Source organism: Nocardioides sp. NPDC054178 (assembly GCF_055585005.1).
Genome location: NZ_JBVJKY010000006.1, coordinates 256685 through 277219, shown reverse-complemented (window position 1 = coordinate 277219; position 20535 = coordinate 256685). Strand labels below are relative to the sequence as shown.

General features: G+C 70.8%; 18 protein-coding genes. 2 read left to right on the top strand and 16 right to left on the bottom strand.

Translation table 11 applies throughout. The features are described 5' to 3' along the window. Positions 1-76: 76 nt before the first annotated feature. The 9 genes from ACZ6WN_RS22120 to mftA form a co-directional block, all read right to left on the bottom strand. Entirely contained in the window at positions 77-3445 is a 3369-nt protein-coding gene (locus ACZ6WN_RS22120; RefSeq protein WP_465867633.1) for a PQQ-dependent sugar dehydrogenase, read from the bottom strand. A gap of 123 nt (positions 3446-3568) precedes the next feature. Then, complete coding sequence (locus tag ACZ6WN_RS22115) at positions 3569-4696, bottom strand: sugar phosphate isomerase/epimerase family protein (protein WP_465867632.1); 1128 nt, start codon at positions 4694-4696, stop codon at positions 3569-3571. Between the two features lie 123 nt (positions 4697-4819). Continuing rightward, on the bottom strand, positions 4820-6244 hold the full coding sequence (gene mftF, locus ACZ6WN_RS22110; protein ID WP_465867630.1) for a mycofactocin biosynthesis glycosyltransferase MftF: 1425 nt from the start codon (positions 6242-6244) through the stop codon (positions 4820-4822). Then, complete coding sequence (locus tag ACZ6WN_RS22105) at positions 6241-7032, bottom strand: mycofactocin-coupled SDR family oxidoreductase (RefSeq protein ID WP_465867629.1); 792 nt, start codon at positions 7030-7032, stop codon at positions 6241-6243. The genes mftF and ACZ6WN_RS22105 overlap by 4 nt, the downstream gene beginning before the upstream one ends. Beyond that, entirely contained in the window at positions 7029-7700 is a 672-nt protein-coding gene (gene mftE, locus ACZ6WN_RS22100) for a mycofactocin biosynthesis peptidyl-dipeptidase MftE (protein ID WP_465867627.1), read from the bottom strand. Before mftE ends, ACZ6WN_RS22105 begins: the two co-directional genes overlap by 4 nt. Continuing rightward, positions 7697-8947: a pre-mycofactocin synthase MftD gene (gene mftD / locus ACZ6WN_RS22095; protein WP_465867625.1), complete on the bottom strand. Its 1251-nt coding sequence runs from the start codon at positions 8945-8947 to the stop codon at positions 7697-7699. Before mftD ends, mftE begins: the two co-directional genes overlap by 4 nt. A gap of 27 nt (positions 8948-8974) precedes the next feature. Further along, on the bottom strand, positions 8975-10186 hold the full coding sequence (gene mftC / locus ACZ6WN_RS22090) for a mycofactocin radical SAM maturase (protein ID WP_465867623.1): 1212 nt from the start codon (positions 10184-10186) through the stop codon (positions 8975-8977). 12 nt (positions 10187-10198) lie between these two features. Next, positions 10199-10462 (bottom strand): mycofactocin biosynthesis chaperone MftB, encoded by a 264-nt coding sequence (gene mftB / locus ACZ6WN_RS22085; RefSeq protein WP_465867622.1) that lies wholly within the window; start codon positions 10460-10462, stop codon positions 10199-10201. Between the two features lie 10 nt (positions 10463-10472). Beyond that, positions 10473-10571, bottom strand: a complete 99-nt coding sequence (mftA, locus tag ACZ6WN_RS22080) for a mycofactocin precursor MftA (RefSeq protein ID WP_465867620.1) — start codon at positions 10569-10571, stop codon at positions 10473-10475. 127 nt (positions 10572-10698) lie between these two features. Here mftA and mftR point away from each other — a divergent pair, with 127 nt between their 5' ends. Beyond that, positions 10699-11307: a mycofactocin system transcriptional regulator gene (gene mftR / locus ACZ6WN_RS22075; protein WP_465867617.1), complete on the top strand. Its 609-nt coding sequence runs from the start codon at positions 10699-10701 to the stop codon at positions 11305-11307. 62 nt (positions 11308-11369) lie between these two features. On the opposite strand, the gene ACZ6WN_RS22070 is transcribed toward mftR, so the two are convergent. The 7 genes from ACZ6WN_RS22070 to ACZ6WN_RS22040 form a co-directional block, all read right to left on the bottom strand. Continuing rightward, positions 11370-12608 carry a lytic transglycosylase domain-containing protein gene (locus ACZ6WN_RS22070; protein ID WP_465867615.1) on the bottom strand — a complete coding sequence of 413 codons (1239 nt, stop codon included), beginning with the start codon at positions 12606-12608 and terminating at the stop codon, positions 11370-11372. 128 nt (positions 12609-12736) lie between these two features. Next, positions 12737-14737, bottom strand: a complete 2001-nt coding sequence (locus ACZ6WN_RS22065) for an oxidoreductase (RefSeq protein ID WP_465867613.1) — start codon at positions 14735-14737, stop codon at positions 12737-12739. After that, positions 14719-15789, bottom strand: coding sequence for a phosphotransferase family protein (locus ACZ6WN_RS22060; protein WP_465867611.1), 1071 nt, complete (start codon positions 15787-15789; stop codon positions 14719-14721). Before ACZ6WN_RS22060 ends, ACZ6WN_RS22065 begins: the two co-directional genes overlap by 19 nt. Beyond that, positions 15786-16964 carry an acyl-CoA dehydrogenase family protein gene (locus tag ACZ6WN_RS22055; RefSeq protein ID WP_465867609.1) on the bottom strand — a complete coding sequence of 393 codons (1179 nt, stop codon included), beginning with the start codon at positions 16962-16964 and terminating at the stop codon, positions 15786-15788. The genes ACZ6WN_RS22060 and ACZ6WN_RS22055 overlap by 4 nt, the downstream gene beginning before the upstream one ends. Positions 16965-17011: 47 nt before the next feature. Next, positions 17012-17686: a hotdog domain-containing protein gene (locus tag ACZ6WN_RS22050; RefSeq protein ID WP_465867607.1), complete on the bottom strand. Its 675-nt coding sequence runs from the start codon at positions 17684-17686 to the stop codon at positions 17012-17014. 1 nt (position 17687) lies between these two features. Next, the gene (locus ACZ6WN_RS22045) at positions 17688-18455 is read right to left on the bottom strand and encodes a 3-hydroxyacyl-CoA dehydrogenase (protein WP_465867605.1); all 768 of its coding nucleotides are present in this window, start codon (positions 18453-18455) and stop codon (positions 17688-17690) included. 25 nt (positions 18456-18480) lie between these two features. Then, positions 18481-19656, bottom strand: coding sequence for a thiolase family protein (locus tag ACZ6WN_RS22040; RefSeq protein WP_465867603.1), 1176 nt, complete (start codon positions 19654-19656; stop codon positions 18481-18483). Positions 19657-19831: 175 nt separating this feature from the next. Here ACZ6WN_RS22040 and ACZ6WN_RS22035 point away from each other — a divergent pair, with 175 nt between their 5' ends. Beyond that, a complete protein-coding gene (locus ACZ6WN_RS22035) occupies positions 19832-20512 on the top strand; it encodes a TetR family transcriptional regulator (RefSeq protein ID WP_465867602.1) in 681 nt (226 codons plus the stop codon). Positions 20513-20535 lie beyond the last annotated feature (23 nt).

Sequence of the window (20535 nt, the reverse complement as noted above, 5' to 3'; positions counted from 1 at the left end):
CAAGGGTCTTCGGCCTCCCGAACGGCCGTGCGGGCCCGAAGGGACATGCCCCTCGGACCCGCACGGAAGAGTCGCCTCAGAGTTGGCTGATCACCGCCTTGGCGTCCCGCCGCAGCGCGGCACGAGCCTCGGCGTCGGCCACGTTGAGCGGGCTGGCCGCCAGGTCGACGTACTCCTGGAGCTGCGATCGCGCGGCGGCGTTGCGTCCGGCGGCGACGTGCTTGGCGGCTTGGCCGAGCCGCTTCTCCAGGACGCTCTCCCCGGCGGGCGTGATCTCGCCGGAGCGGGCGAGCCGCTCGGTCAGGGCGGTGAGCTCGCTCAGCGAGGTGGTGGTCGTGAACGTCACCGTCCTCGTCGTCGCGTGTCCCGCCTTGTCGGTCGCGGTGATCGCCAGGGTGTGCGACCCGAGCGAGAGCCGCCACAGGGCGAGCGTGCCGCCGGAGACCGCGGACCCGTCCAGGGTCGCGGTCACGGACCCGACACCGGAGGTGGCGTCGGTGGCCGACCACGACGCGTCCGCGGAGTTGCCGACCGTGGCGCCGTCGGAGACACCCTGGACCGCGACCTGCGGCGCGGTCTTGTCGATCCGCACCACGACCTGCCCGACCTCGGAGACGTTGCCGCCGTTGTCGGTCGCGCGGTACTGCACGGTCGTGACGCCCTCTGCGGACACCGTGAGCGGGTTGTTCGCGTTCTCCCAGCTCTGGCCACCGTTGGTCGAGCGCTGCCGCGAGGCGACGGTGCCGTCATCGGTCGCGGCGACCGCCACCGACACGTTCCCCGTCCACCAGCCGTTCTGCCCCGTCGGCTGTGCCGGGTCGAGCGTCGCGGAGACCGTGGGCGGCGTGACGTCGGCGAACCCGTCCCCGACGAACCTGATCCGGTCCAGGGTGACGCCGCCGGTGGAGGTCACGAACAGCTCGCCGCTGCCCGTGGGCGCTCCGGCCAGGTCGGACGTCGTCTCCGACCAGTCCTCGCTGTCGACGTCGAAGGAGGCGAACGGCGTCGCGTCGGCCGACCCCCAGCGCAGCTGCACAGTGCCGGTGCCGCTGGCGCGCAGCTTCGCAGAGGTGATGCCCGCGAGGTTCACGGGCTTCCACGAGAGCCAGTCGCCCGCATCGAGCGAGGTGACCTTGCGCAGGCCGCTCGCCGTCTCGTCCGGGGCGATCGCGACTCCCTCGGAGGCGTCGGCCCACTCGGCCTCCTGCGACTTCGGGTTGAGGATCATCGACACCTCGGACCTGGCCGCCGGCACACCGTTGGCGCCGTTGTCGGTGTAGCCGATGACGACGACCCCGAAGATGTTCTCCGTCTCACCGTGCTCGGTGGCGTCGGCGGGCGTCGGGATCGCGAACTGGCACCCCGTCCCCTGGCTGAGCGGGTGCGCGTGTACGTCGTGCCCGAGGCCGAACGTCCAGGTCACCCGCGAGCACACCGTGGCGTCCCCGTCCTCGGCGTCGTCGGTCGTCACCCGGAACGGCACCGCCTGACCCCAGTCGAAGAAGCCGCCCTCGGCCGGCGTGGCCACCTCGATGCTCGGCGCGACGTTGCCGACGCTGATCGAGGTCGAGGTGATGCCGCGACGCCCCTCGGCGTCGGTGACCCGGAGCCGGGCCGTGTAGCGGCCGAGCTCGTCGTAGGTGTACGACGTGGTCGCGCCGGTGGCGTCGAAGGTGCCGTCGCCGTCGAGGTCCCAGTCGTAGGTGAGCGCGCCGCCCTCGGGGTCGACCGAGCCCGAACCGTCGAACTCGACGGTCAGCGGTGCCGAGCTGCTGGAGATCGGGTCGGCGACGATGTCCGCGCGCGGTGCCTTGTTGCCGACGCTGTAGTCGATCCGATAGAGCCCGGCGTCCGGGTTGGCGCGGAAGAAGCCGTCACCGTAGTCGAGGACGTAGAGCGACCCGTCCGGCCCGAACTCGATGTCGATCGGGCTGTCGGTGATCGGCTGCCGGTTCGTCTCGAGGTCGACGTTGGGTAGGAACTGCTCGATGTGCGAGACCGGGCCGCTGGGCCAGTCGACCGTGAACGCCGCCAGGTAGTCCTGGGAGAACTCGGCGAAGAAGGCCTTGCCGTCCCAGTACTCGGGGAACTTCGTCGGCGAGGGGTTGTCCGCGTCGTAGTGGTACACCGGACCGCCCATGGGTCCCTGACCGCCGGCCGGGCTGAAGTCGGTCAGCTCGGGCCACGGCTGGTGGGTGTTGTTGTCTCCGTAGTAGAGGGTCGCGGCCGTGGCCGGCGGGACGGTCGAGAGTCCCGTGTTCCACCGCGAGTTGTTCTCCGCGCCGGCGGCGCAGTCGAAGAAGTCCCTCGGCGTCGCCGTCTCGAAGTTCCACTCGTTGTAGTTGAAGTGGTCGCCGGTGCAGTAGGGCCAGCCGCCGTTGATCGGCTCGTCGATCGCGGTCGTCTGCCACTCGACGTACCCCATCGGGCCACGGTCCGCGTTCGGCGCCCCGGCGTCCGGGCCGTAGTCGCCCCAGCTGACCGAGCCCGTGGCGGAGTCGACGTCCATCCGGAACGGGTTGCGCAGACCCATCGCGAAGATCTCCGGCCGCGTGCCCTCCGTGCCGGGGGCGAACAGGTTGCCCTCGGGGACGGTGTAGGAGCCGTCCGCCTGGACCGCGACCCGCAGGATCTTGCCCCGCAGGTCGTTCGTGTTGCCCGCGCCGCGGCGGGAGTCGAATCCGGGGTTGAAGCCGGGGGCGTCGTTGTTGGGGGCGTACCCGTTCGCGCCCGGGGCTCCTGCCGGGGTGTTGTCACCCGTGGCCAGGTAGAGGTTGCCCTCGTCGTCGAAGTCGACGTCACCGGCGACGTGGCAGCACTGACCGCGCTGCACCTCGACCTTGAGGATCACCTGCTCGGTGGCGAGATCCAGCCTGTCGGCGGACTCGTCCCACTTGACCCGGCTGAGCTGGTTGTAGCCCTTCCACTGGTCCCAGTACGCCTCGGTCTGGCCGGCCGGCAGCGTGTTGGGCGCCGAGCCGGACGGCGTGGTCGTCGGGTAGGGCCCGGTCATGGTGCGCGGCGCATAGTAGAGGTAGACCCAGCCCGACTCCTCGAAGTCGGGCGCCAGGGTGACCGTCTGCAGGCCGTCCTCGGAGTTGTTGTACGTCGCGATCGTGTTGACCACGCGGGTCGTACCTGCGTCGGGGTCGACGAGCCGGATGTCGCCGTTGCGCGCCGTGGTGAGCACACGCCGGTCCGGCAGGACGGCCATGTCGATCGGCTCACCGGTGTCCTTGGTGAGCGTGACCTTCTCGTAGTTGGACCAGTCCAGGGCGAGGCCGGCCCCGGGCTCGGTGCCGTGGTCGACGCCGTCATGGGCGGCCGCCGGCGTCGCGAGCGCGAGCCCGGAGGCGAGAACGAGTCCGAGCCCGGAGGTCACCGCGAGCAGTGATCGCCGGGCACGACGGCGTGGGGCGCCGTCGGCTGAGCTGTGTGTGGGCATGACGATTCCTTGGAGAACGAAGGCGGAAGAAAGCCGGAGAAGGGCGCGCGAGCGCGCCGGTGGCCGGAGCGCGCCCCGACGAGGGCGCGCTCCGGCAGCACGCGTTGGAGAGGTGGCGGCCGGTCAGCCGCGCAGCTCGTCCATGTTCTGGTAGCTCAGCTTGGCGAAGGCCAGGGACTGGCCGGGGTTCGCCGCACCGCCGGGCGCGGTGTCCTGCTCCCACATCGGGTTGTGGTAGCCCCGTGCCGGCATGTTGCCGAAGAAGGCCTGGTAGTCGATGTCGCCCTCCCCGAACGGCGCCATCACGTAGCCGTTGGCCTGCGTCGTGTCCTTCTTGCCGTCCTTGGCGTGGAACAGCGGGAAGCGCATCGGCGCGGACCTGACGACCTCGAGCGGGTCGAAGACATCCTCGACGAGGCTGCCGTCAGGGGCGGTGTAGGTACGGTGCTTGTACTGCGCGACGTGCGCCCAGTAGATGTCCATCTCCAGGGACACGTGGTGCGGGTCGGTGTTCGCCAGGAACCACTCCAGCCGGCGCACCCCGGACGACCGCGTCGGGCGGCCCAGCGCGTCGGCCGGCCCGCTGTCGAGCAGGAAGCTGTACGCCACGTCGTGGTTGTGCGTGTAGAGCTTGAGCCCGTGTCCGGCCGCGCGCTCACCGAGGATGTTCCAGCGCTCGGCCGCGGCCTGCCAGTCGGCCAGGTAGGCCGACCCGGTGGGATCGCTTCCGGTCCCGATGTGCCTCATCCCCAAGATGTTCGCGACCTCGCACGCCGCGTCGAACGCAGCCAGAGACGCATCGGTGATCGTGGCGGGGACCGACCCGTGGTTCCCCTCGGCCTCGAGACCGTTGTCGTCGAGCCACGTCCGCAGCAGGCGTGCGCCCTCGATGTTGTTGACGTTGCCGCCGGGCGCGTTGACGCTCTGGTTGAAGCCGGCGAACTCGATCTGCCGGTAGCCGATCTTCGACAGCTCCTCGAAGACCGCCCTGAACCCCGAGGCGTACGGGCTGGTGGCCGGGTCGCGACTGATCGCGTCGCGCACCGTGTAGAGGATGATGCCGCGGCGCGGCCGCGGGATCAGCAGTGCGTTGTCGGCAGCTGCCGACCCGGCGAGAGGCACGCCGCCGAGGGCGATTCCCGCCGCGGCCATGCCTGTGGTGGCCGCCAGCAGCTGGCGACGGTTGAGCCCGAGCTTGCGTGCGATCGCCGGAACCTCGTGGTTCGCGGCAGGGGTGGGACGGTTGCGCATCAGTGCTCCTTCGGGAGGGTGAAGCCAAGTGAGCCGCAACTGTGACCTGTGTCACGTTGTGCGTTCGTCAACCTACGGTTTCAGCCAAGCGCCCGTCAATAGTTCTAATTCATCATGCGAAAGTTAGAAAGTATCTTTCGAAAGTCCTCGAGTGGGTGTCCGGCGCACGAGGCGCGGGGTGAGACAGCGAACGGATCCGGTCCGCGCAGCGCCGAGCCAGAGTCCGGCGCCGTAGGCGAGATCGTCCAAGCGACGCCCGAGGAGGGTCGTGGGCCGGACGTCGCTCTCACGGGAGGCGACGACGGTGTCGACGACGAGCGCCGCGAGGACCATGCGGCGGGCGGTGCGGCTGACCAGGCAGGCGCCCAGGGTGAGCGGCCACCAGTGGCGAAGCAGGAGGGCTGACTCCTGGCGCAGTGACCAGCCGAGCCCCCGGGTGGCGAGGCGGATCGCGAGGCCCGTGCGGCCGGGTACGTCCGGGAGCGCCTCGGCGACCGCACGGCTCCCCCAGACCAGCGAGGCCAGTGCCGCGGGCACCGACCACCAGCGCCCGGTGAGGATCGCGGCGCCGGCAGCGGCCATGGCCGGGGAGAGGACGGCAGGGGCGACCGCGTCCCCGTGGCGTCGGCCGAGCTCGGCGCCGCCGGTGCCGTAGACGAGCTTTCGACCGAGCCAGCCGCGGATGGTGGCGCGGACCTCGTGCAGGGCTTCCAGGTCGGGGTCGTAGCGGACCACGTGTCCGGCCTCGACCAGTCGCCAGACCAGGTCGACGTCCTCACCGACGCGCAGGTCGGCCGCGAAGCCACCGACCTCTCGCAGCGTGCTGGTGCGGGCGACCAGGCAGGCCGACGGCAGCCAGCCGACGGCCGCGCCGGGGCGGACCGAGCAGGCCCTCGTGCCCAGCGAGAGGGAGGACGCGGCCACGTCGTGGCGTTCGAACCAGGACGGTCGAGCCTTGTAGCTGTGGCCCCGGACCAGCGGTCCCGCCAGCGCCACCCGGGGGTCGGCGAGGTGGCCGGCCAGCTGCGCCAGCATCGCGGGATCGGCGGCGACGTCGGAGTCGACGAAGGCGACGTAGGGGGTGGTGACCCGGGCGAGGCCGGCATTGCGGGCGCCGGCGGGTCCGCGGTTGTCGGCCAGCCTGATGAGGGTGGCGCCGTGGCGGCGTACGACCTGGGCGAGGGCGGCCGGGTCGCGGGAGGCGTCATCGACGACGATGACCGCGGCTCCCTCGAGGGCGGCCAGGCAGCGGTCGAGGTGGTCGGGCCGGTCGTGGGCCGGGACGACGACGGTGAGCTCGGCCGGGTCGACCGGCGCCAGGTCCACGGGGTCGGCGAGATTGCCGTCGAGCAGGCGGCGGGCGATGAGGTCGGTGGTGGTGTCGCCGACCCGCACCTGCCGGCCGTTGACGTGGTCCGCGACGGCCGGCGTGAGGCGCATGGATCGCAACGGGGAGCCGCCGACCAGCGACAGACCGCCGTCGGGCGTCGGGAGGAGGCGTACGTCGTCGCGCACCCGCACCGTGAACCCGTCGGGCAGCAGCGTCATCCGCCGAAGCCTCCGTCGGCGGCCACGTCCGAGCCGTTGAGCACCGCCCCGGCGCGGGAGCAGGCGTGGACGACGGTGGCGGCGACCTCGTCGGGCGTGAGCGGGCGGCGCAGGAGCTGGTGGGCGGCGAGGTCGTCCGGGGTGACCGCGTAGAGGTCGGCGGTCGCGGCGAGCATCGCGGTGTCGGTGGAGCCCGGCGAGACGGCGCAGGCGGTCACGCCGGTGCCGGCCAGGTCGGCGGCCAGGCCCTTCACCAGACCGACCACGGCATGCTTGGCGGCGTTGTAGGCGGCGAGGCGGAACAGCCCGTGCGAGCCCGCGGCGGAGGCGAGCGCGACGAACCGGCACCCGCTGGGATCCGGTCCGGCGAGCATCGTGGGGACGGCGGCCGCGGCGGTGTTCCAGACCCCGGCGACGTCGATCTGCCACTGCAGGTCGAGCGAGGTGTCCTCCCACAGCGGGCGTCCGCCGGCGATCACCGCTGCGGCCGCGACGGCGATGTCGAGCCGGCCCCATCTCCGGGTCGCGACACCGACCGCGGCGGTCAACGCCGCCGGGTCGCGTACGTCACCGACGACCGGTTCCACCCAGCCTGCCGGGAGCGAGGCGACCAGGCTGTCCAGGTCGGCCTTCGTGGCCTGGGGGTAGCCGGCCGGCGAGTCCTCGCCCGCGCACCAGTCGAGCGCAACGACATGGACCCCCTCGGCCACCAGACCACGCACGGTGGCCGCGCCGATCCCGCGCGCGGCGCCGGTCACCAGCGCGACCCGGGTCGTCTCGACGCTCATCGTGTCGCCGCTTCCATCCGGAGGCGGTCGTAGGCACCGACGACCATCGCCTGGAGGATGCACCTGCCCTCCTCCGCGCTCGCTCCGGTCGGGTCGCCGAGGACGCCGTTGGCCGAGACGGCTTCGACGCCGCCGGTCCGCATCGCCGGCAGCAGCTCGGTGATCGGGCGGGTGTTTCCGGGGACGGCCTGCCGCAGGCGTACCCGTTCGGGGGCCAGGTGCAGCATGAGCGAGGTCTCGGTGCGGCCGGCGTGCGGATCCGCGTCGGGGACCTGACAGGGCACCCACGCAACATCACGACCCTCGGCGCGCAGGAGCGTGACGGCGGCCGTGACCGCGTCCAGGTTGCCGCCGTGCCCGTTGACCAGGACGACCCGCGAGGCCCAGGTGGTCAGCGAGCGACCCAGCTCGACGAGGACGGAGGTCAGCACGGCGGTCCCGATCGAGATGGTCCCGGTGAACGACTGGTGCTCGCCGCTGGCACCGATCGGGACGGCCGGTGCGACGGAGGCGCCGACGAGCGGGGCGAGCTCGCCGGCCACTGCGGTCGCGATCACCGTGTCGACGTCGAGCGGCAGGTGCGGGCCGTGCTGCTCGGTGGATCCCACCGGCACCAGGACCGGGCCGCCGGGCACGATCTCCGGCCAGGGACGGTCGACCAGGCTCACGGCCGGCCCGATGGTCGGCCCGATGGTCGACCCAGCGCGAGCTCGAAGCCGTCGGGGATCACCAGGTCCTCCGGCGTGAGGTCATGGATGGAGGCCTTGCCCATGCCGAGGACGGCGGAGTCGAGGCCGTTGCGGAGGATGTCGAGGACGTTCTCGACACCGGCCTGGCCGTTGGCCCCCAGCCCCCACAGGTAGGCCCGCCCGACCATCACCGCACGGGCGCCGAGGGCGAGCGCCTTGGCGACATCGGAGCCGCGGCGTACGCCACCGTCGAGGAGCACCTCGATCTGGTCACCCACGGCGGTGGCGATCGGGCGGAGCACCCGGATCGTGGCCGGGGTGCCGTCGAGGTTGTTGCCGCCGTGGTTGGAGACCGAGATCGCGTCCACGCCGGCATCGACGGCGCGGAGCGCGTCGTCGATCCGGCACACGCCCTTGAGCAGGAACGGCTTGCCACCCGTCAGCTCCTTCCAGGTGGTCACCATCCAGGCCACGTCGTCCCAGGACGGCGGCGGCGTGGTCATCCACTCGTAGTAGGCGCCGAAGAACGTGGGCGGCTCCCCCAGCGACCCGTCGTCGGCGATCGGGGCCAGGTTGGGGGCGGTCAGGTCCGGGATGCCGCCGCTGCGGGCGTATGCCGCCAGCCATCTGCCCCGGCTCATCACCTGCGGTGCGAACCTGAGCATCGCGGAGAGGTCGACCTTCTCCGGGATCTCCGGGCTGCCCCAGTCGCGGCCCATCGAGAAGGACCAGTCGAGGGTGGCGATCAGCGCCTTCGCTCCGGCCGCGTGGGCTCGGCGCATCCGGCGGATCATCACCTCACGGTCACCGGTCCAGTACATCTGGAAGAACGTCGCCGGGTTCGCCTCGACGACCTCCTCGACCGGCTTCGAGGCGAAGTTCGACAGCCCCATCGCGGTCCCCCGCGCCGCCGCCGCCCGCGCGACCGCGACCTCGCCGTCGGGATGCACAGCCTGTACGCCGGTGGGCGAGATGATCACCGGGAACCCGATCTCCTGGCCCAGCACCGTGGTCGACAGCTCGCGCTTGTCGTGATGGCCGGCCACATGCGGCGCGAGCCCGAGATCGGCGAAGGCCTGCTGGTTGTCCGCGATCGTCTGACCACGCTCCGAGCCGGCCAGCAACGCCGCGTACACGGGCTTCGGGAGTCGCTTGCGGGCACGCTCTTGGGCCACCGCGACGGACTCGAACCACGGGTTCTGTTTCCACGGGTTCTTCCAGGGCATCTCAGTTCTCGCTTCTGCTCGTCGGGGTCAGTTCGGGGCGAAGCCGGCCAGCGGCGACTCGGCGCACGCACTCACCGGCGGGGCAAGGTCGGAGTCCGGACGCCGACGGGAGAGGGTCAGCAGCACCGGCGCGTTGCGGCTCGGCGCGCTGCGGGAGTGGTCCTGGCCCACCGCCGGGATGGTCCGGGCACCGGCCAGCGCGGACTCGCCGTAGCCCTGGACGCACTCGGGATCGGGCCCGTCCAGCGGCAGACCGGTGAAGAATTTCGCGGCCATGCAGCCACCACGGCAGGAGTCGTAGTGGGCGCAGCCCGAGCAGGCGCCACCGGTCTGCGGCGCACGCAGCTCCTGGAAGAGAGCTGACTCCTGCCACACCGCGCGGAACCCGCCGTCGGTGAGCAGGTTGCCCGCCAGGAACTGGTCGTGGATCGCGAACGGACAGGCGTAGACGTCACCGACGGGGTCGATCAGGCAGACCACGCGCCCGGCACCGCACAGATTGAGCCCCGGCAGCGCACCGCTGCCGTCCTCCGGCCCGAAGGCGGCCAGGTGGAAGAAGGAGTCGCCGGTCAGCACGTTGTCGCCGTTGGCCACCAGCCACTCGTACAGCTCCCGCTGCTGCCCAGGAAGCGGATGCAGCTCGTCCCACACGTCGGCGCCGCGCCCCGAGGGACGCAGCCGGGTCAGCCGCAGCGTCGCCCCGAACCGGTCGGCGATCGCCTTGAACTCGTCGAGCTGCCCGATGTTCTCGCGGGTGCAGACCACGCTCAGCTTGGCGTCACCGAACCCGGCCTCGTGCAGGTTGCGCAGCGCGGTGATCGCGGTGTCGTACGACCCCGTCCCCCGCACCCGGTCGTTGACCTCGGCCGTGGCGCCGTCGAGGGAGATCTGGACGTCGACGTAGTCGCTCGCGGCCAGCCACCGCGCCCGCTCCGGGGTCAGCCGGACGCCGTTGGTGGAGAACTTCACCCCGACGTCGTGGGCCACGGCGTATTCGACCAGGTGCCAGAAGTCGGGACGTACGGTCGGCTCGCCGCCGCCGATGTTCACATAGAAGACCTGCATCCGCTGCAGCTCGTCGATCACCGCCTCGCACTGCTCGGTGCTCAGCTCGCGCGGGTCGCGCCGGCCGCTGCTCGAGAGGCAGTGCGCGCACTCCAGGTTGCACGCGTAGGTCAGCTCCCAGGTCAGACAGATCGGCGCATCCAGGCCGAGCTCGAAGTGCTCCACCAGCTTCATCGTCTCGCTCCCTTACTCAGCAGGTCGGATCATGTCGGTCCGGGCCAGGCCGGAGAGCGCAGCGACGTACGCAGCGTGCTGGCCCTCCGGCACTCCCGATGCCACGAGCGCACCGCGTACGTCCGGGTGCGACCCGAGGGCGCGCACAACCGCCACCAGCTCAGGACGCTTGAGGAAGGTCAGCTTCCGGTTCCCGAAGTGGTAGGCCAGCGCCCCGAACGGCTCGGGACGCAGTGCCACCGACGGCGACAGCGCCCACGCGCTGTCCAGGCTCACGGCAGTCATCTCAGTAGACGCCGCACATGCCGTCGATCGAGACCTCCTCGATCAACGACTCCTCGGTCAGGACCTCGTCCACGACCTGGGTGGTCTCCTCAGGGTTCATGACATATCTCCTTCATCGCAGGGTCGAAGTGACTCACAACACATTAATGACACTCGGGGTCAAAAAGATAGAGGTGCGCGGGAACAAGCGACTCTTTTGCCCAGACCGCTGCGGTAGATTGCGACAGGTGCCCACCAGCCCCGCCCCCACGACGCGGCGATCGCTGCGCGGACGCCCCGCCGCCACCACGCACGCGGAGATCGAGCAGGCTGCCTTCCAGCTCTTCGTGACGAGGGGCTTCGAGGCCACCACCCTCGACGACATCGGCGAGGCGATCGGGGTCGGCCGGCGCACCATCACCCGCTACTACCCTTCCAAGAACGACATCCCGTGGGGACAGTTCGACCGCACCCTCGACGGCTTCCGCGAGATCCTGCGCGCCATGCCCGCCGACCTTCCGCTGCACGAGGCGGTCCACCGCGGCGTACTCGCCTTCAACGACTTCCCCGCCGACGCCAGCCCCAGCCACCGCGACCGGATGCGGCTGATCCTGACCACGCCCGCGCTCCAGGCCCACTCGGTGCTCCGCTACGCGAGCTGGCGCGAGGTCATCGCCGAGTACGTCGCCGAGCGCACCGGCCTCGGCCCCGACGACCTGCTCCCCCAGACCATCGGGCAGGTCGCCCTCGCGCTCGCCCTGACCTCCTACCAGGCCTGGCTCGCCGACGAGGACGCCTCGCTCCCCCACCTGCTCGACGAGACGATGACCCATCTGAGTTCGTACCTCTCGAGCTGACGCTCGACCGAGCGCGTGGTGCGACCTCGATGCTTCATGCACGTCAGCAGTGAGTCGAAGGCTCATCGGACCAGTTCGTCGATGCACCTGTCCCAAGCGACGAGGTCGAGCCGACTCACGCCGTTCGCCGTGCATCGGGTGACCGCCTGGGTCAGGGTCAAGACACGATCGACAGACTTGCGGACTGGGGCCGGGAGAGGCTCGGCGACCTTCTCGAGGGTTCCATCGTCCTGCTCCTGCTCAGGAGGTATAGCCGGACCCTCATCCGAACCTGGCGACCTGGGCGTGGATCCCGTGGTGTCACCGCCGCTCTTCTGACCGCCAGGCTTCGGAGCGGTGGTCGGGCGATCTGCGGCACCGCCTTCACCCCGGGAGATCCGCCTTGCTTTCGGCGCCTCCTTCTCGGCCTCGGACCCGGCGGAAGTCCGTCGACTGGAGCCGGGAACGTAGGTCGCCGGCAGGGTTTCGCCGGGCACAGCGGCGTAGTCGCCCCTCAGGTACGCCGTGCGGGTCTGCAGCACCTGGTCGGCGTAGGACCGCGAGCGGTTGTAGCGGAGGACCGCCGCGCGTCGCCCGGCCTCGTCGCCGAGATCCTCGCGCCCCGAGCACAGATACACCGCTGCCGCCAGCGCGGCGTCGTTGATGTTCTGGGGGTCCCTGTTCCCGTCGCCGTCAGCGTCCACACCGACGGTCGACCATGTGGCGGGGATGAACTGCATCGGACCGACAGCGCGATCCCAGACCTCGTCTCGGTCGTACTGCCCGGAGTCCGTGTCGGCGATCGCCTGCGTCTTGTTCCTGCCGTCGAGAGGGACGCCGTAGACCTCTGGACGAGAGATACCGTCGGCACCCAGGCGGCTGCCGCCAACGCGGCCGTGGTCCGACTCGACGCGGCCCACAGCCGCAAGCAGCTGCCAGTCGATGTCACACGTCTTGTCAGCAGCGTTGATGACCGTCTCGGCGCGTTGGTACGCGGCAAGCGCAGCGTTCGGGATCCCTCCTGTCGACGCACCGGCAGCGACCTGCCTGACCTGCCTCTGCGGGACACCAGCCCCCACGACAGCCGGTTGCGAATAGCTCGCCGGGTCCCGCACCGCCGCCATCGGCACCGAGATCCCGCCCGAGGGCTCGGATTCCGGCATGCTTCCCCGTGCGACCGCCGACGGAATCACCAGCTGGGCCGCCCACACGACCGACACGGCGAACAGATGGACGAGTGCGCCGACAGGCCTCGACGCGCCAGGCAGGCATGCACCGTCCTCCACCGCGCCGGAGCGCTGGAATGTCGCGGAGCTCATCATCAGGCCTCCTTACTCGAGTCAACCTCGGAGTAAATCTATCATCATTAGGTTTAGTTGGCGTGGTGTGCGCCACACTTTTACCGATCGTTCTGGTGGCTGAAGCGCGTTGGCACGGAGACGACGCCCAGCTACAGCGCAGCGGCGACGGATGTGCCCTGGGCGATCGCGCGCTTCGCATCGAGCTCGGCGGCCAACTCGGCGCCGCCGACCAGGTGCGGTGTACGTCCGGCGGTGACCAGGGCGTCGTAGAGGTCCCGCACCGATTCCTGGCCGGCGCAGACCACGACCGTGTCCGCCTCGATTGTGTGCGGGACCCCGTCGACCACGACGTGCAGGCCGCGGTCGTCGATGCGCTCATAGGAAGCACCTGGGACGAGCGTGACCCCCGCCTGACCGAGCACCGCACGGTGCGCCCACCCCGAGGTCTTCCCCAGGTCCTTGCCGATCGCGGTCGCCTTGCGCTGCAGGAGAGTGACCTTCCGGGAGGGCTCGTACGGCTGTGGCTCAGTGAGTCCGCCGGGCCGCGTCATGGTGGGGTCGACACCCCATCGCGCCAGCCAGCCGTCGAGGTCCTCCTTCGGGTCGTGGGTCAGCCAGTGGGACACGTCGACGCCGATCCCGCCGGCGCCGACCACCGCGACCCGCTCGCCCGGTGTCACCCGGCCAGCGAGCACGTCGGCGTAGCTGGCGACCTTGGCGTGGTCGATCCCGGGGATCTGCGGGATCCGCGGCCTGACCCCGGTGGCGATCACGACCTCGTCGAAGGGGTCGAGGTCAGCCGGCGATGCGGTCGACCCGAGGCGTACGTCGACCTCGAGCACCTCCAGACGACGGCGGAAGTAGCGCAGCGTGTCGGCGAAGTCCTCCTTGCCAGGCACCTCCATCGCCAGCCGGAACTGTCCGCCGAGCTCCTGCTCGCGTTCGAAGATGGTGACCGCGAGCCCACGCTCGGCCGCGGTCACTGCCGCGGCCAGCCCGGCCGGTCCGGCACCGACGACCGCGACGCGTCGACGCCGGGGCGCGGGCTGGATGGTCCACAACGTCTCCCTGCAGGCGCGCGGGTTCACCAGGCAGGACGTCTCCAGCCCGGAGAAGCCGTGGTCCAGGCAGGCCTGGTTGCACGCGATGCAGGTGTTGATCTCATCCACGCGCCCGGCGGCGGTCTTGGCCACAAAGTCCGGGTCGGCGAGCAGCGGCCGGGCCATCGCGACCAGGTCAGCGTCGCCGTCGGCGAGGATGTCCTCGGCGAGCTGCGGTGTATTGATCCGGTTGGAGGCACACACCGGCACGTCGACCGCGAGCCTCAGCAGCCGCGTGTAGCGGAGCCAGGCACCCCGAGGCACCTGGGTGATGATCGTCGGGATGCGAGCCTCGTGCCAGCCGATGCCGGTGTTGAACGCGGTCACGCCCACGGTCTCCAGCGCCTGGGCGAGCTCGATGGTCTCCTGCCACGTCTGGCCGCCGTCGACCAGGTCGAGCAACGAGATCCGGTAGACGAGCGGGAAGTCGGGGCCGAGTTCGGCCCGCATCCGTCGCACGATCTCGACCGGCAGTCGGGTCCTCGCAAAGGCGGAACCGCCCCACTCGTCGGTGCGGTCGTTGGTGCGCGGGGCCAGGAACTGGTTGATCAGGTAGCCCTCGGAGGCCATGATCTCGACCGCGTCGTAGCCAGCCGCGCGGGCTCGCACGGCGGCGGCGGCGAAGTCGTCCACGACCTGCCAGACCTGCTCCGTGGTCAGCGCGCGCGGCTGGAACGGGTTGATCGGGCTCTTGATGTCGGAAGCGCCGACGCACGCAGCATGACGGCCGTAGCGGCCGGCGTGGATCAGCTGCAGCGCGATGCGGCCGCCTTCGGCGTGCACCGCACCGGTGATCGGGCGATGGGCCTTGATCCGGTCGTCAGTGGCGAGGTCGCCGGAGTCTGCCTCGAGACGACCCTCGGCGTTGACCGCATAGGCGCCGGTGATGATCAGTCCGGCACCGCCCCGAGCACGCTCGGCGAAGTAGCCGGCCAGCCGTGGGACGTCGGCGTCGGCGTCCTCGAGCCCGGTGTGCATCGAGCCCATCACGACGCGATTGGGCAGATCCAGGGTGCCCAGGCGCAGCGGGCTCAGCAGGTGGTCGAACATCGTGCTCCTCGGGTTGGCGCAGCGGCGGTCAGGGTGGTCAGCGCCGCCTCTAGGAACGGACCGACCGCAGATCCGGCGGTGTCGTTGCCATCCTCCGGCGCGCCCGCGGCCCGCCAGCGGTAGTCGATGCCCGCGGCGATGACGGCGATCTTGTAGTAGGCCAGTCCGAGATGGACCGGCCATTGGTCGAGCTCGATCCCGCCGGCTCGCTCGTAGCGGCGCGCTAGGGCACCGGCATCAGCAAGGCGCGGGCTGGTCCACGCCGTGGGGAAGCCGAGGACCTGGTCGAAGGCGGGGTGCCGGTAGGCGCACATGGTGGCGACGTCGGCGACCGGGTCGCCGATCGTGGAAAGCTCCCAGTCGACGACGGCCGCGACCCTCGGGGCGGTTCCGGTCAGATCCAGCAGCGCGTTGTCGATGCGGTAGTCGCCGTGGACGATCGAGGTGTGCCGCTGCTCAGGAACCAGCTCCTCGAGCAACTTGCGGGCCTCGTCCGCGGCGTCTCGCATGTCAGGGACCGCCGGGGCGATCAGCTCCCACTGGCCCGACCAGCGGGTGATCTGACGACGAACGTACGCATCGGGGCGGCCCAGACGTTCGAGCCCGACCGCGACATGGTCCACCCCGTGCAGTGCAGCCAAGGTCTCGACCAGGGCGTCGGCGATGCCGTCGATCGCGCTCTGGTCGAGCGCCTCGAGCTGGTCGCGGGACTGGACGGTCACCCCGTCGACGAACTCCCACACCGAGAACGGGCCACCCAGGAGCGCCTCGTCGTCGCAGTAGACCACCGGGGCTGCGACCGGCACATCGGTGCCGGCCAGACCGCTGGTGACCCGGAACTCACGGCCGACGTCGTGCGCAGACGGTGTACGGCCGTGTCGCGGAGGGGTGCGCAGCACCCATCGGCGTACGCCGTCGTGGAGAAGGACGGTCAGGTTGGAGCGGCCGCCGGAGATGAGGCTGCCCGCCAGCCGGGGGCCGACCTCGGCGCCGGCTGCCAGCATCTGCGTGCGCACCGCGGCCAGCTCGAAGTCGGTAAGCACCGCGGTCATGACTCGTCTCCCGCGATCCGGCGCACCGCGCGGCGGGCGATCGACCAGCGGTGCACCTCGGAGGGTCCGTCGTAGATCCGGAACGGCCGGAGCTCGCGGGCGATCCGGGCGACCGGCAGGTCGCGGGAGACACCCAGGCCACCGCACATCTGCACCGCCCGGTCGGCGACCCGACACAGTGCCTCGGCGGCGAACGTCTTGGCGATCGAGGTTGACTCCGACGCGCGTCCACCGTCGTCGAGCTCACGGCACGCGGCCAGGAGCAGCGCCCTGGTGGCGGCCAGATCGATCTCGTTGTCGGCGATCATCTGTTGCACCATCCCCTGCTCGGCGAGCCGGGACCCGAACGCGCGGCGGCCGGCGACGTGGCCGACCGCCGTCTCGTGGGCGCGGGTCGCGGCGCCGGTCCAGCGCATCACGTGGGTCATCCGGGCCGGGCCGAGGCGCACCTGGGCGTAGCGGAAGCCCTCGTCGACCTCGCCCAGCACCGCGTCATCGCCCACCTCGACGTCGGTGTAGGTGATCTCGCAGTGTCCGCCCAGCATGGAGAGGTCCTGGGTACCGACGTGGCGCACCAGGTCGATGCCCGGGGCGTCCGCGGGCACCAGGAACATGGTCGCCCCGCCCGCGTCCCCGGGCTCTCCGGACGTACGCGCCATCACGATGTGGAAGGCGGCCCCGTCGGCTCCGGTGATGAACCACTTGTGCCCGTTGAGCCGCCATCCGGCCGAGATCCGCTCGGCCCGGGTGGTCAGCGCCGAGGGGTCGGCACCGGCGCCCGGGGAGGGCTCGGTCATCGCGAACGCCGAGCGCACCTCGCCCCGGGCCAGCGGGGCCAGGAACCGCTCCCGTTGCCGCTCGTCGGCGACGTGGGCGAGGAGGTGGATGTTGCCCTCGTCGGGGGCGTTGATGTTGAGGGCCATCGGGCCGAACAGACCGCGCCCGGCGGCCTCGAAGACCGGAGCCCGGTCGACCATTGAGAGCCCCAGTCCGTCGTACGCCACCGGCGCATGCGGCGCGAAGACCCCCGCGGCGTGGGCCTCTGCCTGCAGCCGGGTCCGCAGGCTCTCGCCGCCTGCGGCCTCGACGTCGCCGTCGTGCTCGTCCTCCACCGGGAGGACCTGGGTCTCGACCAGCTTCCGGGTGGTCTCCGCGATCGCGGCCACGTCGGTCATCGAATACTCCTTGTCGAAATCCACATGTCTGAAATCCATCGGGCATCTCAGTCCTGCCCTGCGCGGAGCCCGAGGAAGAGCGCACGGGCGTCGGCGCAGAGGGTCTCGCCGTCCCAGATCTCGCCAACCAGGTAACGCTTGCGACCAGACTCCTCCTCGAACCGGGCCCGGACGGTGAGCAGCTTGTCGACTTGCGTCACCGCGCGGAAGTTCACCGTGAGGTTGGCGGTGCGTCCCGGCGGTCGCGAGGAGGTGTCGGAGAGGCGACCTAGCACCTCGTCGAAGAGGAGCGCGACGGCGCCGCCGTGGACCGCCCCGTGGCCGCCGAGGAAGTAGCGTCCGAAGGTGACGGTTCCCTCAACGCTGTCCGGGCCGCGCTCGCTGAGCACGAAGGCAGGGGCCATCACCTGACCGCGGCCGTGCAGGTCGACACGGTGGCCGAATGCCTGCAGCATCTCGGGCACCTGGTCCTGTCGCAGCAGCGTTGCCCACTGCTCGAGGTGCCGGGTGAGCGCGACGGCGCGCTCCTGGTCGGGTAGGGAGCCCGCAAGATCGTCGAGGAACCCGCGCAGCGCCTCGACGAGCGGCCCCCAGGCGACCCCACCCGGGAGCTCGGCCGACTCGGTCTCGAGATTGGCCGCGGTGAACGACTCTGGTACGCCGATGCGGGTCTCCCACGCCTCGGCATGGCCGGTCACCGTGCCGTCAGCTTCGCCGCCCACCTCAGCGCGGCGCCATCCGGATCGCGCCGTCCAGCCGGATCACCTCACCGTTGAGCATCGGGTTCTCCACGATGTGCGCGACAAGACCGGCGTACTCCTCCGGCTTGCCGAGCCTGCTGGGGTGGGGCACCTGGGCGCCGAGGGAGTCGATGGCCTCGTCCGGCAGGGCGTTGAACAGCGGCGTGTGGAACAGGCCCGGCGCGATGGTGTTGACCCTGATCCGGTGGTTGGCCAGGTCGCGGGCGATCGGCAGGGTCATCCCGACGATGCCGCCCTTGGAGGCCGAGTAGGCCGTCTGGCCGATCTGGCCGTCGAAGGCGGCGACCGAGGCGGTGTTGACGATCACTCCGCGCTCCTCGCCGTCGATCTCGGTGGTCGCCACCATCACTGCCGCCGCGAGGCGGAGGACGTTGAAAGAGCCGACGAGGTTGACGTTGACGATCTTGGTGAAGTCGGAGAGCGGGAATGGCGAGCCGTCCTTGCCGACGACCCGGATCGCGTTGCCGATGCCGGCACAGTTCACGGTCACGGCCAGTGGTGCCTCTGCGACGGCGGCGTCGACGGCGGCCTGCACCTGCTCCTCGTCGGTGACGTCGGCCGGCACGAAGACGGCGCGCTCACCGAGGTCGGCGGCGACCTGCTTGCCGTCGCTGCCGGGCAGGTCGAGGATCACGACGTGCGCCCCCTCCGAGTGGAGCCTGCGTACGGTGGCGAGGCCGAGGCCGGAGGCTCCGCCCGTGACGAGGGCGGACTTACCGGTGATGTTCATGATGTTCCTTCCAGGGGTGGGGTGGTCAGAGGCGCTCGATGATGGTCGCGTTGGCCATCCCGCCGCCCTCGCACATCGTCTGCAGGCCGTAGCGCCCGCCGGTCTCCTCGAGGTGGTTGAGGAGTGTGGTCATGAGGCGCGTTCCGGAGCCGCCCAGCGGGTGGCCGAGGGCGATGGCACCGCCGCGCGGGTTCAGTCGCACCGGGTCCGCGTCGAACTCCTGCGCCCACGCCAGGGGGACGGGTGCGAAGGCCTCGTTCACTTCGTACGCGTCGATGTCCTCGATGCTCAGGCCGGACTTCTTCAGCGCCTTGTGGGTCGCTGGGATCGGGCCGGTGAGCATGATCTCGGGGTCGGAGCCGGAGACCGCGAAGGTGTGGAACCGGGCTCGGGGGGCCAGGCCGAGCTCGGCGGCCCGCTCTTCGCTCATGATGAGCGCAGCGGAGGCACCGTCGGTCAGCGGCGAGGAGTTGCCCGGCGTGATGTGCCAGCCGATCTCGGGATAGCGGGCCGCCATCTCCTCGCTGTAGAACGACGGCTTCAGCCCGCCGAGCCCCTCGGCGGTCGTGGCGGGCCGTACGGTCTCGTCGACGACGTGGCTGCTGCCGTCGGGCAGCGTCACCGGGACGACCTCGGGACCGAAGCTACCGGAGAGCGCGGTCGCCGCGGCGCGGCGGTGCGACTCGGCCGAGTAGGCGTCGATCTGGTCGCGGTCGATCTTCCAGCGCGCGGCGATGAGCTCGGCGCCGATGCCCTGGTTGGGGAGGCTCGGGAAGCGGGCAGCGAGCGGCCCGAAGGGGTCGCCGGTGCCGACCGATGTGCCCATCGGCGCCCGGCTCATCGACTCCACGCCGCCCGCGATGACGATGTCGTACGCCCCCGCGATCACGCCCTGGGCTGCGAAGTGCGCGGCCTGCTGGGAGGAGCCGCACTGCCTGTCGATGGTGGTGCCGGGGACCTCGACCGGGAGACCCGCGGCGAGCAGGGCCGTGCGGGTGATGTTGAGCGACTGGTCGCCGTACTGGATCACGCAGCCGCCGATGACGTCCTCGACCAGGGCCGGGTCGAGGTCGTTCCGCTCGACCAGTGACCGGACGACGGTCGCGAAGAGGTCGGCGGGGTGGACGCCGGAGAGCGCACCTCCCGGCTTTCCCTTGCCGGAGGCTGTCCTGGCGATGTCGACGATCACGGCGTTGGCCATAAGGGCTCTCCTGATGTTCACAGTTATGGGATCGCGATCACACTAAACCTTCTGTCATTAGGTTTACAAGAGCGTAACCAGCAAATCACGCCCTAGCCATCGGCGATTCGGTAAAGACATGCAAGAATCTAAAGTGATGCGGTTATCGAAGGACCGCAGGACCAAGGAGGGCCCCATGGCACGACCGAGCACACCGCTGATCAGTCGAGAGGCGACCATCAAGGCCGCCTTGGAGATCATCGACGGAGACGGCATCGATGCCCTGAGCCTGCCGCGGCTGGCCCGCGAGCTCAACGTCAAGGCGCCCTCGCTCTACCACCACTTCAGCGACAAGGACGAGATCCTCGCGGCAGTGGCCCACGCGATCGTCGCCAAGACCCCGCTGCCCCGCAAGCCCAGCCAGAACGACTGGGCGGAGTGGTTCACGCAGCTCGCCCTGAACTTCCGCGCCTCGGTTCTGCGACACCGCAATGCGGCGCCGATCCTGCTCCGGTTCATGCCCCGCGACCTCCTCACCGAGATGTACGAGCAGGCCGCCACCTACCTGAGCGAGTGCGGCGTGCCCGTCGAGCTGCACGTGCAGATCCTCGACGGCCTGGAGAAAGTCTCGCTGGGTGCCGCGATCGCCGAGGCGATGCGGCCGCCCTCGCGCGCCCGGGTCCGATTCGAGCACGACGACCCCGAGCGCTTCCCGGCCCTGACGGCCGCCGGCGCCGCGAACCAGCTCAACACCAAGCAGATCTTCGAGCACACCGTACGCAGCTATCTCCTCGGCGTCGCCCACTTCGGGAGCATCGACGCCGCCGCCGGCACCGACGCTCCCGCTTCGGCCGCCGACCTCGCCCAGACGGCCTGACCCGGCCCGGACCGCTCTCGCCC